A 14,053-nucleotide genomic window follows, 5' to 3' on the forward strand; every position below is an offset into this window, starting at 1 on the left:
GACGGGCGGGGTGGCGCCAGGGGTGGCGTTGAGGTGGCGGGGTGCGGCGGTCAGCGGCGGGTGGGGGGGCAGGTCAGCTGTGCCGGGGCGCTGGTTCGGGGTCGGAGGGCCCGTAACGGGTGCGAGCGGCGCGCGGCGGGGCGCGCGGGGCGGCGGGCGCCGGGGGGCCGTGGGCGTCCGGAGTACGGGGCGGTGGTACCGGGTCAGACGAGGCGGACCGGTTTCTCGGGGCGGATGCCCAGGCGGGTGAGCCAGTCCCGCAGCGGGGACGGGTCGCCGTCCTCGACGAGGCTCAGGACGCGCGGCGCGAGGTCCGCCGCGCGCTCGCCGTCGACCAGCAGGGCGGGCCCGTCGAGCCAGTCGAGACCGGGGGCGGCCCCTGCGGTGTCCACCGCCGCACAGCACACCATCGCCGTCACGTGGTCGGCGAGGAGCTCGCGGCCCGTGCGCGGCGGCTGGAGCGGGAAGAGCGGCAGCGCGCCGTCGTCCCAGAGGGCCTCGTCCGGGCCCTGGCCGGTGGGGGCCGGGCGGGGCGGGGCCGCGGCCTCCTCGCGGGCGAGCTCGGCGGTGAGGCCCGCGGCGAGCAGCCCGCCGAGGCTGTGATCGTCGACGTCGTCGGGCTCGTCGTCCGCCGGGAAGAGGGACGCGGCGTGCTCGGGTGAGCCGGGGGCGAGCCGGTGCCGAGGGGTCTTCGGCGCCGGGCCGACACCCGCCGGATCGTCACTCTGCGTGCTGCCCGGGCCAGGCGTCGTGAGGTGTTCGAGGACGCGGCCGAGCGTCGGCCCGTCGGGGTCCGGGGCCGTCGGGTCGGCGGAGTGGCCGACGCCGAGGGAGTCCAGGACGCGGTGCAGCCGGGCGGCGTCCATGCGCCATTTCCGGTCGACGACCTCGTCCGGATACTCCTGCCACGCCACCGGCGCCCAGTCCGGCCCCGCCTCCGCAGGGCCGCCGTGGAAGAGCCGGGCCGCCAGCAGCGACGCCGCCTCGTCCACCGAACCGGGCTCCTCCAGAAGGTCGCAGGCGGGACGCTCGCCCAGGCGTGAGGCGAAGCCCTCCGCGAGGCGGTCCCTGCGGGACAGCTCGGTGAGCGCGGATACCACGCCCGCGTCGAGCCGGGAGGGCCAGCGGCCCATGCGCCAGGCGGGCAGCGCGACCCGGGTGAGGAGGCGGTCCCAGCCCGCGTACGCGAGGCCGACCTGTTCCTGGGCGACGATCCGCACTCCGTAGTCCACGGCCTGGGCGCGCTCGGCGGCGGCCGCGGCGACGCCCCGCTCCATCTCGGCGGCGTGCACCCGGCACTGGCGCAGCAGGAGCCGGGCGATCCGGCCGATCCCGGCGAGCACCACGCGCGAGACGGGGTCGCGGCCCGGGGCCGTGGCGACCGCGACCGCCGCGTCGAGCCCGCGCACGAAGCGGCGGGCGGCGGCTATGTCGGGGTGCGCCGAGGGCCCTGTCCCCGCCACGACGGGGGCGAGCACCGCGCGCAGCTCACCGACCCGCATCCACCACAGGAACGGGGAGCCGATGACGAGCACGGGGGCGGCGGACGACGGGCGCCGCGGGGCGTACGGCCGCTCCCCGCGGTCCCGCGCGGGCGCGCCGCCGTGCGCGGGGTGGGTGCGGTCCTCCAGCCAGCTGTCGCAGTCCGGGGTGAGCGCTATCGCCGAGGGCGCGGGCACGTCCAGGCGGTCGGCGAGGTCCCGCACCAGGCGGTACAGGTCGGGGGCGGACTCCTCGGTGATCGGCACCGTCGGGCTCAGGGCGGGCCTGGCCCGCGCGACGACCAGGCCGACACCGGCCGCGACGAGCAGCACGAGCACGGCCACGCCGCACACGACCCAGCGGACGGCATCCCAACGCCCGCCGCCCGCATGGCCCGTGGCCCCGGCCGCGAGCAGCACGACGGCGACGGCCGCGGGCAGCAGGGCGACGGCCAGTGCCCGGCTGCGCAGCCGCAGCACGGCGAGGGCCCGGGAGCGCGCGGCCTGCGCGCCCACCTCCACACCCGTACCTGACACGACCGATGGCACCCCCTGCTGCCTATTGCTCGGCCGCCGGCCGGGGCCGACGGCACACATCAACGGCGTTCGTGTAGCTCACTCCCCCACTGTGGCACCCGCCACCGACATCGCAATGCCGGTGGTCTGTTTGGCTCTGGGCGCCTTGAACGCTTTCGCCGCACCCTAGTTGGGGCGCCCGCCATCGTCAGCCGGATGGGCCACCGGTCACTCGATGGAATGGCTTTGGCTAAAGCTGGCTGCTGAGAAGGCCCCGGATCCAGTGTCAGATCCGGGGCCCGAGTCGGCGGAAGTGGCCGAAAGTCACGCAGGAGTGGGCGGGAGGTACGGGAGGTGGGTCACGCCTCCGCGGCCGCCTTCGCCGCGATGTCCGTGCGGTGCTGGGAGCCGTCGAGGCGGATGCGGGACAGCGCGGCGTACGCGCGCTCCCGCGCCTCGGTGAGGTCGGTGCCCGTCGCCGTCACGGACAGCACGCGGCCGCCCGCGCTGACGACCGCGTCGCCGTCGTGCTTCGTCCCCGCGTGCAGGACGTACGCGTCCGGGGCGTCCTGCGCCGCGACCTCGTCCAGACCCTCGATGGGGTCGCCCGTGCGCGGCGTGCCGGGGTAGTTGTGCGAGGCGACGACCACGGTGACCGCGGCGTCGTCGCTCCAGCGCAGCGGGGGCAGGTCGGCGAGGTTGCCGGTCGCGGCGGCCATCAGGAGGCCGGCGAGCGGGGTCCTGAGGCGGGCGAGGACGACCTGCGTCTCGGGGTCCCCGAAGCGGGCGTTGAACTCGATGACGCGCACGCCGCGGCTCGTGATCGCCAGGCCCGCGTACAGCAGCCCCGAGAACGGGGTGCCGCGGCGCCGCAGCTCGTCCACGGTCGGCTGGAGCACGCTGCTCATGACGTCGTCGACGAGCTTCGGGTCGGCCCACGGGAGGGGCGAGTACGCGCCCATGCCGCCGGTGTTCGGGCCCTCGTCGCCGTCGAGCGCCCGCTTGAAGTCCTGGGCGGGCTGGAGCGGGACGACGGTCTCGCCGTCGGTGACCGCGAAGAGGGAGACCTCCGGGCCGTCCAGGAACTCCTCAATGACGACGCGGTCGCAGGCGAGGGCGTGCGCGCGGGCCACGTCGACGTCGTCGGTGACGACGACGCCCTTGCCCGCGGCCAGCCCGTCGTCCTTGACGACGTACGGAGCCCCGAAGGCGTCGAGGGCCTCGTCGACCTCCGCCGGGGTCGTGCAGACGTACGACCTGGCGGTCGGCACGCTCGCGCCCGCCATCACGTCCTTGGCGAACGCCTTGGAGCCCTCCAGTTGGGCAGCCTCCTTGGACGGCCCGAAGCACGGGATGCCCGCCGCGCGCACGGCGTCGGCGACGCCCGCGACGAGGGGGGCCTCCGGGCCGACGACGACGAGCGCCGCGTCCAGCTCCTGGGCGAGGGACGCCACGGCGGCGCCGTCGAGGGCGTCGACCCGGTGCAGCTCGGCCACGTCTGCGATGCCGGCGTTGCCGGGGGCGCAGTGCAGCTCGGAGACGTCGGGGTCGAGGGACAGAGAGCGGCACAGGGCGTGTTCGCGGGCACCACTGCCGATGACGAGGACCTTCACGGTGGTCAGCCTAGCTGGGGGGCGGGGCGGCTTTGTACGGCCCACCCACCGCGGGCCGCGGAGCCTTTTGTACGTTCCTCCAGACACCGCCCCCGTTCGCCCCGCGCGCTATTCGTTCGGGTACTCGTCGACCACCGTCGCGCCCAGCTCTCGGACGATCAGGTCGTGGCCCGAGAGGGCCGACTCCACGAGGTCCGGGTCGTCGTCCTCGGGGACGTCGTCCTCCGGGGACACGTGTTCCGGGGCCGGAGTGGGGGCGGACGCGCGGGAAGGCGGGGTCGCCTCCGGGGTGGGCGGGGGCGGTGACTGGGGGGCCGGGGCCGCCGGGGGCGGTGTCGGCTGCTGCGGGGGTGCGGCGGGGCGGGACGTCATGGAGGCGCCGCCGCCGAAGTTCCCCGCGGCGGGCGGGGGTGCGGAGCCTCCGGACGGGTCGACGATCGCCTCGACCTTCCACTGCACGCCGAACTGCTCGGAGAGCGCCTGCCGCAGCACGTCCTCGCTGCCGCTGCTCGCGAAGTTGTCCCGCGCGCCCGCGTTGACGAAGCCGATCTGGAGGGTCGTCCCGTCGAACCCCGCCACCTGCGCGTTCTGGCTGAGGAGGATCCAGGTGAAGCGGCGGCGGTTCTTCACCGCCTCCAGGATGTTCGGCCACAGGGTGCGCGGGTCGGGTCCGCCGGCGGGGGGCGCGGCCGCCATGGGGGCGGGCGCCTGGGGGGCCGCGGGTGCGGAGGGCTGCGGGGCGGGGGCCTGCGGGGCCGGGGAAGGGGCCGCGGGGGTGCTGGCTCCCGCGGAGGCCGCGGTCGGCCAGCCGCCCGGGCGGGACGCCGCGGGCTGGGCGGGTGCCGCGGCCGTCGGGCCGCTGCCGGGTGCCGATGCCGTCGGCCAGCCCCCGGGCCGCCGCTCAGCGGGAGGAGCGGATACCTGTGCCGGCTCGGGTGCGTGGGAAGGCTGCTGGGCCTGGGGCTGGGCCTGGGGGGCCTGGGGCGGCTGCGCGGGCTGGGCACCCGCGTCGGGAGCCGGGCCGCCGCCGCCCTGCCCCTGGGGTGCCGCCCCCGCCCCACGCACGGCCGCACGCGCGGCGGCAGGTCCGCCTCCCGGCGGGACAGGCGCGGCCCCGCCCACCGGCATGGCGGGCATGGCGGGCATGGCGCTCCCGGGCTGCTGCACGCCCGCGTGGGCCTCGGGCCCGGGGACGTAACCCATCGCGGGGCCGGGGCCCTGGCCACCGGCGACGAAGTTCCCGCCGCGCTCCAGGCGTTCCAGGCGGGCCATCATCGAGCGCTCGTCGTCATAGGCCGCGGGGAGCAGCACGCGGGCGCAGATCAGCTCCAGCTGGAGCCGCGGCGAGGTGGCGCCGCGCATCTCCGTGAGGCCTTCGTTGACGATGTCGGCGGCGCGGCTGAGCTCGGCGCCGCCGAAGACGCCGGCCTGCGCCTGCATGCGCTCGACGACGTCGGCCGGGGCGTCGATCAGCCCCTTCTCGGCGGCGTCCGGCACGGCGGCGAGGATCACGAGGTCCCGCAGCCGCTCCAGGAGGTCGGCGACGAAGCGCCGCGGGTCGTTGCCGTTCTCGATGACGCGGTCGACGACCTCGAAGGCCGCCGCTCCGTCCCCGGAGGCGAAGGCCTCGACGACGGAGTCGAGCAGCGAACCGTCCGTGTAGCCGAGGAGGGAGGTCGCCATGGCGTACGTCACACCGTCGTCGGCGGCGCTGGCGAGGAGCTGGTCCATGACGGACATGGAGTCACGCACGGAGCCGGCGCCGGCCCGCACGACCAGCGGGAAGACACCGTCCTCGACGGCCATCTCCTCGCGCCCGCAGACCTCGGCGAGATAGTCCCGGAGCGTGCCGGGGGGCACGAGCCGGAACGGGTAGTGGTGGGTGCGCGACCGGATCGTGCCGATGACCTTCTCGGGCTCCGTCGTCGCGAAGATGAACTTGAGGTGCTCCGGGGGCTCCTCGACCACCTTCAGGAGGGCGTTGAAACCCGCCGAGGTGACCATGTGGGCCTCGTCGATGATGTAGATCTTGTACCGGCTGGACGCGGGGCCGAAGAAGGCCTTCTCGCGCAGGTCACGGGCGTCGTCCACACCACCGTGCGACGCGGCGTCGATCTCGATGACGTCGATCGATCCCGGGCCGTTCCTCGCCAGGTCGCGGCAGGACTGGCACTCGCCGCAGGGCGTGGGAGTGGGACCTTGCTCACAGTTCAGACAGCGGGCCAGGATGCGCGCGCTCGTCGTCTTGCCGCAGCCGCGCGGGCCACTGAACAGGTACGCGTGATTGACCCGGTTGTTCCGCAGCGCCTGCTGCAGCGGGTCTGTCACATGCTCCTGCCCGATGACCTCGGCGAAAGACTCCGGGCGATAACGGCGGTACAACGCGAGAGACGACACGCATACGAGGTTATAGGCGACCACTGACAACCCGGACCGCCCCAACGCAAAGCGCCCCTCACGCACCCGCCAGAGCCGACCTACCCTTGCTGCCTTCCGGCCCTGGGGGAGTTCAGTCAGATAGCGCCACGTGAGGGGCTGACGCCCACCCTAGCGGATCCGGGGCCGCGGAGGCGACGCCGGGAGGCACCCTTCCGACCTCGGGAAGCCGCCGAGTGGATCGTGTTCGCGAGCACTCCCCAACGTCTTGTATTGTTTGCGGCGGAGGATTCGCCTAGTGGCCTAGGGCGCACGCTTGGAAAGCGTGTTGGGGGCAACCCCTCACGAGTTCGAATCTCGTATCCTCCGCACCCGCCCGCAAGGGCAGACGAAGGCCCCGACCGGTTCGCCGGTCGGGGCCTTCGTCGTTGTTCGTCTCAGTCTCCGTCTCTGTCGGCGCTGCGGGACGAGCGGCGATGTGTCAGGGCCGTCGCGCATGCCACCGCGGGTGCGGCCACAGTGGGGACGATCCACCACGGGATGCCCGTCCACACCGCGGGGAGGCCCACGCCGAAACAGATCGCGGGGGTGGTGACGAGCAGCCACTTGCCGTACGGGTTCCAGGTGAGGGGTCCGTGGGTGCGGGGTCTGGTCAGGCGTGCCGCGCCGAGTACGAAGGTCTGGGCCGCCGTGAGTCCGGCGAGTGTGCCGATGGCGGCGTTCATCTGGACCTCGTCGCGGGGTGCCGCTGCGGTGTCCTGCCGTACGTCGCCCTTGGTGAGCGCCACGATGTCGCGGCGCCACACGGTGGCCCGCACGCGGTCGCCGGGTTCCAGTCGGCGCAGGAGCGGTCCCGGGTCTCCGAAGGACACGGTTGTCCGCCAGGTGTCCCGGTCGGTCAGGGTCGCCTCGTAGGAGGTGCTCTTGCCTGCGGTCTTGTTCACCGTCTTCTCCACGGTGAGGTGCCAGGTGCTCAGGCAGTCCGTCCGGCCCTGTTCTCGCTCGCGGGAGGAGCACGGTTCGGCCGCGCGGTAGTCCCGGTAGCGGTCGCTGTCGGCGGGCAGCCACCGGCCGAACGCCCAGCAGCAGGCCGCCGCCGACAGCAGGGAGAGCAGGATCAGCAGCCCGCCCGTGAACCGTGTCCGGGCCGGCGGGCGGTCGCCGGCCCGGGCGCGGCTCTGCGGCCCGCCCGCGCTGTGTGTCTCGGCCCTCGCCCGTGTCGTCACCACTGCCTCCTCCGCGCTACCTTCCAGGCCACCTTTCAGCAGCAGGAAGCGGGCGGACAACGAGGTCGGACGGCAGTCCGGGCGGGGCGGCGGCTGCCGTGTTCCAGCAACCGCGTGAAGGCCCCGCCCCGGCCGCTCAGTCGCTCGGGCGCTCGGGTGCTCGGGTGCTCGGGCGCTCAGTGCGTCATCTGCCGCCCGCCTGCCACAGCGTGACCGCCAGGGCCGTGCAGGAGGTGATGGCCGCCAGGGAGGGCAGCGGCCAGCGGGCGCGTTCCAGGGTGTCCAGGCGGTCCTCGTGTTCCGAGAGGGTCTTGTCGGTCTGGTCGGCCCGTTGCAGGAGGAGGGCCAGGTCGCCCCTGGTGGTGGCGAAACCCACGTCTACGGAGCGGCGCAGTCTCTCCAACTCCAGGGGGATGCTGACGCTCCCGGTGTCAGTTCCGGGCATCGTGTGCCCCGTTTCTCCGCAGCCACGGAGGCAGCAGCTCCTCCACGGCCGGGACGGTCATCAGCCGGCTCAGTGCCGTGGCGAAGGCCACCAGGCCCGCGAGTGCCGGGACATCGGCGATGCCCGGGTCCGTCGCGAGGAGTGGCAGCGCGGCGAGGAGGGTGAAGAGGGTCTGTACAGCGGTGCGCAGGCCTCTGCGTGTGGCGTCATTCATGGTCGTGCGTCCTCCCAGGACTCGGTGGTCAGAGCCGCGGGACGCGCAGTCGGTCCCAGCTGGTCCGGCCCGGGATGCCGTCCGCGTCCCCGCCCCGGTAGCCGAGCTTGTGCTGCCATACGGCGTACGAGGCGCGGTCGGCCTCGGTCCAGACCGGGCCGGGCCCGACCTCGTACCGTCCGCAGCCCTCCTTGACCAGGCGTCGCCCGACCGCCGTGCACAGCGCGCTGTGCCGTCCGATCGTGAAGAACGCCGCACCGGGGAACGGTTCGTACGTCGTGTTGTCGTCGCCCGGGGGTTCGGAGCCGAGGCGCGTCGCCACCCGGCCGCGCATCACCGGCATCGAGAACGTCGGGTCGATCTTCCGGCGGGTCCACTCCTTGTGGCCGATGACGCTCGCGCCCGTCCAGCCGTGTGCCCGGCACAGGGCCGCGGACAAGCGCTCCACCGTGTCGAGCTGGGCGGAGGGGAACGGGTCGCGGCCGTTGCCGAGGTTCTCGATCTCGAAGCCGTAGAAGCGGGCGTTGCCGTCCACGGCGTCGGGGCCCGGCCTGGACGGCGGCACCTTCGACCTGCGTACCGCGTCGAGCACCGCGGTCGAACCGTGGCCGGCGTGGTTGGTGCGGCCGTAGCCGACCAGGTGGAGCGTGCCGTCCTTGGTGATCAGGCCGATGCAGAGCGGTCCGGGCAGGGCGGACATGCCCTTGCGGCAGAGCGCGAGGCTGTCGGTGCCCGCGGTGTGGTGCAGCATGACGCCGTGCACCGGGCCCCAGGCACCCTTGTGGTTGCGGTTGTGCGTCCTCCAGTTGCCGTGTTCTCTCATGCGGACGCCCTCGCCGCGCAGGGCGCGGACGAGGGCGTCGGGGGTCAGAGGCGTGGCCATGGGGCCTCCTCGCAGCGGGATCGGTGATCGGGCCGGATGTCAGTTCATGGGTGTGATCGTGAGGAAGCGGTTGGTGAGGCTCGTCGAGGTGGCGGTGGTGCGGAAGGCGCCCGTGACGGTGTGGGCGGCGCCCGCGGTGAGGCCGGAGACCGGGAACTGGATGCTCGCCGAGACCTGGTTCGTGCCGCCCACGACGGCCGCGCGGGAGTCCGCGGCGGCGGCGACGACCCTCGTGCCCTGCTTCACGGAGGCCGAGAAGTAGCTCAGGCCCGCCGCGCTGTTGTTGAACCGGGCGCCGACCGTGATGAGCGCGGTGCCGGCCGGCGGGGCGATGAACGAGACGGCCAGGGGGTCGGTGGCGCCGGTGAGCGTCTCGACGTACGTGGCCGAGCTCGTCGTACCGGTCAGCGTGCTGAACCAGTGCACCGGGCCGGGGACGAGCGGCGCCCACTGCTTGGCGGCGGTGAAGTGGTAGTAGCGGCCGGGGTTGTTGAGCCAGGCGACCATTCCCGGGAGCGGGTCGGTGACCTTCGCGTCGCGGGCCGCGGCGTCGGCGAACCGCAGCACGGTGCGGCCGTCGACAGCCTCGGCGAGGGACTGCAGGTGGACGGGGATGTCGGCGTTGTCGGTGGGCTGCGGGTAGGGCAGGCTGCCGAGCGGGGTGAGAGCGACCATGGGTTCGGATTCCTCCTGAGAGCAGGGCGGGCGGTTGGAGCGGCCGGGCCTCGGTCAGCCGTCGAGCGGCGGCGGCAGCGTCTCGCTCGGGTCCATCCCCTCGTCGTCCGCCGCCACGAGGGGGTCGTCGATCTGGACGGGACCGGGCGGGGGCACGTACGCGTCGGTGGCCGTCAGCGGCTCGGTGGGCGGCGCCACGTCTCCGACAGGGATCTCGGGCTCGTTCATTCCGTCGCTCCCGGTGTCGTGAGAAGCGTCCGGTAGCTGATCGCCGCCGTGGTGAGCGGTGCGAGCGTCGCGTACTCGGCGGTGAGCCGTTGGTACGTCCGCTGCTTGCCGTAGGCGGGGTCGACCGGGCCGTCGGGAGTGAGGCCGTCGTCGGCGGGGACGCCGTTGTAGGCGGTGCCGCGCAGGGTGAGGGTCTGCTGCGGCGCGCTGCCGGCGGCGTGCGCGGTGCGGATGCCCACCACCCAGGCGAGGGTGTCCAGTTCGGCGCCCGCGGAGTCGACCACCCGCACGACGTCGCCGAGTTGGATGCGCGGGTCGTGCAGGACCTCGACCTCGCCGAGGAGCGGCACGGGGTAGCGGCCCGCGGTGAGCATGGCGTTCGAGAGGGCGGAGGCGCTCGTGGACGTCTGGACCCAGTCGGCGGAGGGTGCCGTGTACTGCTGCTTGCCGTAGTGCTGCTGGCTGGTGGTGTTCCACCGGGCGTACGAGCGCTGCTTGGGATCGGCCGAGCGTTTGATCGGGACGATGCGCACGGAGGGCTTGCCGTCCTTGGTCACCGTCCACACGCTGGTCGTACCGCGGTTGGAGAACCGTACGAAGTACGTGGGTCCCTCGCGCCAGCAGCTCACCGATACCTTGCCCTTGACCGCCGTGCCGCCGGTCTTCGCGGTGCCGAAGCGCACCCGGTGGCCGTCGTTGACGACGCTGTCGTCCGTGATCACGAGCGGGCCGATGTCGTTCTCGTCCTCGGCCATGGCGTACTGCACGACGACGGCGGTGTTCGGTTTGATCTCGCGTACGACCGTGTCGTCCACGACCTCCCCGGCCAGGGCCTTGATGCCGTTCCAGTCCTGGTAGGGCTGCTCGCAGTGGTTGCGGCAGGCGTCGATCTCCTCGGTGACGGTGAGCGAGGCGATGTCCCTGCGTGTGGTGACGGTGAGGTCGGGGGCGGCCGGCACCTTGGTGAACCGCGAGGGGCCGCGCCAGCGGAAGACGCCCTGCTCGTCGAATTCGGCGGTGGACATGCTGGCCCGCGCGATCTCCGTGATCACGTCCCACTGGGAGCCGGACACCTTGGGGATGTCGTAGAGCGGCAGTTCCGGGAGGTCGAGGACGGCGCCCTTCCGCCACCAGCCGGGCGGCTCCCACGCCGTGCTCGTGAAGCTGTCGACGTCGGGCAGGAACCGGTCCGTCACCTGGAGGCACTCCACGGCCATGTCGGTGGTCAGATCGATCCGGTTCAGCTCGGAGATCGGCTGGAGGGCGCCCGCCTCCGGAAAGGTGTACTTGCCGCCCACGCGGAACGCGCCGTCGGGCGCGGTGAGGCGCGGCTGCACGGTCGGGGCGACGGTCGTCCCGGTCGACCTGGTGTCCACCAGGAAGCCGAGGTGCCAGACCCCGCGCAGGGACGCCAGTTTGTCGATGGTCCAGATCACCGCGCCCGCGCCGCCGTCCTTGGTGCCGGAGGTCATGGTGACGACACCCGTGGAGATGTCGAAGGAGCCCTTGATGAAGCCGGTCTTCGTGCCGCTCTGGTCGAACACGGTCGAGATCTCGACCAGGTTGCCGCGCGTGAGCGCCGTGTTGACCCAGCACTCCACCAGGAACACCTTGCCGGGCACGACGAACCGTGAGCGCGGCATCCAGGAGGCGGTGAGCCCGGCGGCCTTCGGCATCAGGGCGATCTCGTGGGGCGCGCCCTCCTGGACCCAGTCGTACGTGGTGGGGCTCGGCAGGGTCTCCGGCTGGCCGTACGTCGAGTTGAAGCCGCCGTGCAGGGAGGCGTAGAGCACGGTGAACGGGTTCTCGTCCGCCGTGTCGTCCTTGTCGACGAGCGGGGCGCGCGGCGGCGGGCAGGTGTGGATGCCGCCCTGGCGGAGGAGTTCGTCCACGCACCAGGTGGCGGTGGCGACCGGCCGGCCGTAGTAGTAGCCGTGGTACGGGCGGGGCAGCGAGGCGGGGCCGCGCAGCCGCTCGGCGCCGTCCAGGGCCTGCACGGTGACGGTGTCGCTGCCGGACGCGGCGGTGCGGGAGCGGACGGTGCCGCGGAAGGCGGGCAGGGTGCGGCCGCCCGCGCCCGCCGTGTGGACGACGGACTGCCCCGGCCGTACGGCGTCGCCCGTCGCCCGGTCCGCCCAGGCGGAGTAGAGGCGCGGGGCGGGGATGTCGTCCGCGCCGCCGAGGAGCAGTTCCAGCTGGGCGGAGGCGCTGCCGGAGAAGGCGCGCATCGCCTCGGGCAGGTCGGTGGCGTACGCGCGCTCGACCTTCCACGACTGGACCTGGCGGCCGAGCTCCTTGCCGCCGAGGCGGGTGGAGTGGGCGGGGACGCGCTCGGGGGAGGTGAGGGCCTTGTCGAGTGCCTCGTCAGAGGGCTGCACGGCGCACCTCCACGAGATCGATGCTGATGTTGCGGTACGGCAGCGGCCGCGCCGGGACGTCGCTGTACGCGGTGACGGCCATGGCCGGGCAGCCGTCGCCGAGGGCGTGCGCGACGGGGGCGTCGCCGAGGGTGAGGCAGGCGCCCGCGAGCCCGAACAGGCCGGTGGCGCCCGGCCGTGCGACCGGGGTGGCGAAGGCGGCGCCTGCGGGCGCGGTCGCGGTGACGGAGGTGCCGGTGGCGTGGCTGGTGCTGAGGTACGTGCCGTCCACGGCCTTCCAGTCCAGCTGGGCGGTCGCGGTGGCCGGGTCCCAGCCGGCCGGGAGCAGCCACGAGGCCTGCATGCCCGGCACCACCGGCCACCCCGCCCACGTGCCGTGCACCCAGCCGACGGCGGCGGCCGGGTCCTGGCAGTCGGCGGTGGTGACGGCGTCGGCGTTGCGGGTGAGCGCGATGTCGCCGTTCATGGTGAACCAGTGGTCCCAGCCGCCGGATACGTCCGACTGCCCTGCGGCCTGGTAGGGGTCGAGGAGGTTGACGGAGACGGGGTCGAGCACGACGAGCGGGCCGCGGCCGGTGCCGACGCGGCGGGCGAGCCGGGCGAGGTGCTGGGCGTCGGCGGGCTCCAGTGCGTCGAAGGAGAGCTTGAGGCGGCGGACGGTGCGGGCGGGGGCGAAGGTGGTGACGCGCCCTTCGAGCGCCTTGAACTCGGTGACGTCGAGCTCTGCGGTGCGCTCCCAACTCTTCGCCGCCTGGTGGATCTCGCGGAGCCGGCCGGGGGCTCCGATCCACAGGTTCCTGGCCATGGCCATGGAGTCCTCCTGTTCTGTCGTGGGTCGCGGGGCGGGCGGCCGCGGCTAGCGGCGGGCGAGGGCGCGCTGTCCTGCGAAGACGGCGCGGGCGATGGTCTGCGAGTCCACGTCGACGTGGACGGGCCGCTCCGCGAGCCGCTCCATGGCGTCGGCAAGGCGGCGCAGGGCGGCGCTGTTGCCGCCGCCGCGGCTGAGCATGCGTTCCAGCTTGGAGAGCGGGATGACGGCTTCGGACTCGCCGGCCTCGCCGATGAGGGCGAGGGTGCCGCCGTTGCGGGCCTGGACGACACCGCCCTGGGCGAGGTGCGGGACGGGCACGTGGAGGCGCGGGAAGCCGAAGGACTTGCCGCCCCACTTGGGCACCCAGCTGGGGATGGAGATCTTGATGCCGGCGAGGACGCCGAACACGCCGTTCAGGGCGGTGGCGAGCCCCTTGATCGGGGTCAGGATCACATTCCCGAGCCCTTTGACCAGCGGCTTGATGAAGTCGACGGCCGTGCGCGTGCCGGACTTGATGCCCTTCCACGCGGCGTCCATGCCGCGCTTCAGGGCGGCGGTCACCTTGTCCATGTTCACGAACTGGGCGATCAGCGGGGCGGCGAGCGTCATGATCAGCCCGAAGGGGCTGGCCGCCATGGCGAGGTTGAGCCCCTTCTGCGCGGTGCTCGCCCCCTTGAGCCCCTTCCCGAGGCCGTTCATCGACTTCCCGCCCTTGTCGGCGTTCTTGCCGGCCTTGCCGACGGACTTCTCCACGGCGTCGGCCTGGCGCTTCACGTCTCGCAGGGCGTTCTTGGTCCGGTCGGCGGAGCCGCGCAGCTTGTCGAGCGAGCTCTTGAACTTGTCGGACCCTTTCCTGGCCTTTTCGAGGGATCCGTCGGCGGTACGGAGACCGGTGTTCAGTTTCCGTACGGCACTGTCGCCGTTGTTGGCGGACGTACGGAGCCTGCCGATGGCGGTGGAGGCGGTGCCGGTCGACTTGCCGAGCTTTCCGACGGCGGTGGATGCGGTGCCGCTCACTTTTCCCAGCTTGCCGACCGGGTTGTCGGCGGAGCCGGTCGACTTCCCCAACTTCCCGATTTGCGTGGCGGCTTGACTCGCCGCGCTCCGCATGCGGCCGAGCTGGGTGGCCGCGGTTCCTATGGACTTGTTCAATGCCATGGGTGTCTACTCCTCCGGATCTCTGCTCCTCTGGATGACCGCTTCTCTG

12 protein-coding genes, 1 tRNA gene and 1 other RNA gene are annotated in these 14,053 nt (G+C 73.4%); 1 reads left to right on the forward strand and 13 read right to left on the reverse strand.

The features are described from left to right. Positions 1–203 precede the first annotated feature (203 nt). The 4 genes from AB0H82_RS13260 to ffs all read right to left on the reverse strand — a co-directional run bounded on the left by AB0H82_RS13260 (position 204) and on the right by ffs (position 6,150). Positions 204–2,018, reverse strand: coding sequence for a hypothetical protein (locus tag AB0H82_RS13260; RefSeq protein WP_362991976.1), 1,815 nt, complete (start codon positions 2,016–2,018; stop codon positions 204–206). Positions 2,019–2,356: 338 nt separating this feature from the next. Beyond that, on the reverse strand, positions 2,357–3,610 hold the full coding sequence (gene purD, locus AB0H82_RS13265) for a phosphoribosylamine--glycine ligase (RefSeq protein WP_362991978.1): 1,254 nt from the start codon (positions 3,608–3,610) through the stop codon (positions 2,357–2,359). 108 nt (positions 3,611–3,718) lie between these two features. Beyond that, positions 3,719–6,007, reverse strand: coding sequence for a DNA polymerase III subunit gamma and tau (locus AB0H82_RS13270; protein ID WP_362991980.1), 2,289 nt, complete (start codon positions 6,005–6,007; stop codon positions 3,719–3,721). Between the two features lie 44 nt (positions 6,008–6,051). Continuing rightward, positions 6,052–6,150, reverse strand: an RNA gene (gene ffs, locus AB0H82_RS13275) — signal recognition particle sRNA small type. A gap of 120 nt (positions 6,151–6,270) precedes the next feature. Here ffs and AB0H82_RS13280 point away from each other — a divergent pair. Further along, positions 6,271–6,355: transfer RNA gene (locus AB0H82_RS13280), tRNA-Ser, on the forward strand. Positions 6,356–6,423: 68 nt separating this feature from the next. On the opposite strand, the gene AB0H82_RS13285 is transcribed toward AB0H82_RS13280, so the two are convergent. From AB0H82_RS13285 to AB0H82_RS13325, 9 genes are all read right to left on the reverse strand, one after another. Further along, positions 6,424–7,212, reverse strand: coding sequence for a hypothetical protein (locus AB0H82_RS13285; RefSeq protein WP_362991982.1), 789 nt, complete (start codon positions 7,210–7,212; stop codon positions 6,424–6,426). A gap of 184 nt (positions 7,213–7,396) precedes the next feature. Next, entirely contained in the window at positions 7,397–7,657 is a 261-nt protein-coding gene (locus AB0H82_RS13290) for a hypothetical protein (RefSeq protein WP_362991984.1), read from the reverse strand. Further along, positions 7,644–7,871: a hypothetical protein gene (locus AB0H82_RS13295; protein WP_362991986.1), complete on the reverse strand. Its 228-nt coding sequence runs from the start codon at positions 7,869–7,871 to the stop codon at positions 7,644–7,646. The genes AB0H82_RS13290 and AB0H82_RS13295 overlap by 14 nt, the downstream gene beginning before the upstream one ends. A gap of 28 nt (positions 7,872–7,899) precedes the next feature. Continuing rightward, the gene (locus AB0H82_RS13300) at positions 7,900–8,754 is read right to left on the reverse strand and encodes a peptidoglycan-binding protein (protein ID WP_362991988.1); all 855 of its coding nucleotides are present in this window, start codon (positions 8,752–8,754) and stop codon (positions 7,900–7,902) included. 39 nt (positions 8,755–8,793) lie between these two features. After that, positions 8,794–9,429, reverse strand: a complete 636-nt coding sequence (locus AB0H82_RS13305) for a hypothetical protein (protein ID WP_362991990.1) — start codon at positions 9,427–9,429, stop codon at positions 8,794–8,796. A gap of 54 nt (positions 9,430–9,483) precedes the next feature. Next, the gene (locus AB0H82_RS13310) at positions 9,484–9,657 is read right to left on the reverse strand and encodes a hypothetical protein (RefSeq protein WP_362991992.1); all 174 of its coding nucleotides are present in this window, start codon (positions 9,655–9,657) and stop codon (positions 9,484–9,486) included. After that, a complete protein-coding gene (locus tag AB0H82_RS13315; protein WP_362991994.1) occupies positions 9,654–12,035 on the reverse strand; it encodes a hypothetical protein in 2,382 nt (793 codons plus the stop codon). Before AB0H82_RS13315 ends, AB0H82_RS13310 begins: the two co-directional genes overlap by 4 nt. Next, positions 12,022–12,846: a hypothetical protein gene (locus AB0H82_RS13320; protein WP_362991996.1), complete on the reverse strand. Its 825-nt coding sequence runs from the start codon at positions 12,844–12,846 to the stop codon at positions 12,022–12,024. The genes AB0H82_RS13315 and AB0H82_RS13320 overlap by 14 nt, the downstream gene beginning before the upstream one ends. 45 nt (positions 12,847–12,891) lie before the next feature. Continuing rightward, positions 12,892–14,004, reverse strand: coding sequence for a hypothetical protein (locus tag AB0H82_RS13325; RefSeq protein WP_362991998.1), 1,113 nt, complete (start codon positions 14,002–14,004; stop codon positions 12,892–12,894). Between the last annotated feature and the right edge of the window lie 49 nt (positions 14,005–14,053).

The organism is Streptomyces sp. NPDC050732, assembly GCF_040654255.1.
In the GTDB taxonomy this organism is placed as follows: domain Bacteria; phylum Actinomycetota; class Actinomycetes; order Streptomycetales; family Streptomycetaceae; genus Streptomyces.

What these genes read in the sequence shown, in the direction of transcription:
- AB0H82_RS13290 (WP_362991984.1), bottom strand. Translation starts at nt 7,657, where the DNA reads ATGCCCGGAACTGACACCGGGAGCGTCAGCATCCCCCTGGAGTTGGAG.
- AB0H82_RS13295 (WP_362991986.1), bottom strand. Translation starts at nt 7,871, where the DNA reads ATGAATGACGCCACACGCAGAGGCCTGCGCACCGCTGTACAGACCCTC.
- AB0H82_RS13300 (WP_362991988.1), bottom strand. Translation starts at nt 8,754, where the DNA reads ATGGCCACGCCTCTGACCCCCGACGCCCTCGTCCGCGCCCTGCGCGGC.
- AB0H82_RS13305 (WP_362991990.1), bottom strand. Translation starts at nt 9,429, where the DNA reads ATGGTCGCTCTCACCCCGCTCGGCAGCCTGCCCTACCCGCAGCCCACC.
- AB0H82_RS13310 (WP_362991992.1), bottom strand. Translation starts at nt 9,657, where the DNA reads ATGAACGAGCCCGAGATCCCTGTCGGAGACGTGGCGCCGCCCACCGAG.
- AB0H82_RS13320 (WP_362991996.1), bottom strand. Translation starts at nt 12,846, where the DNA reads ATGGCCATGGCCAGGAACCTGTGGATCGGAGCCCCCGGCCGGCTCCGC.
- AB0H82_RS13325 (WP_362991998.1), bottom strand. Translation starts at nt 14,004, where the DNA reads ATGGCATTGAACAAGTCCATAGGAACCGCGGCCACCCAGCTCGGCCGC.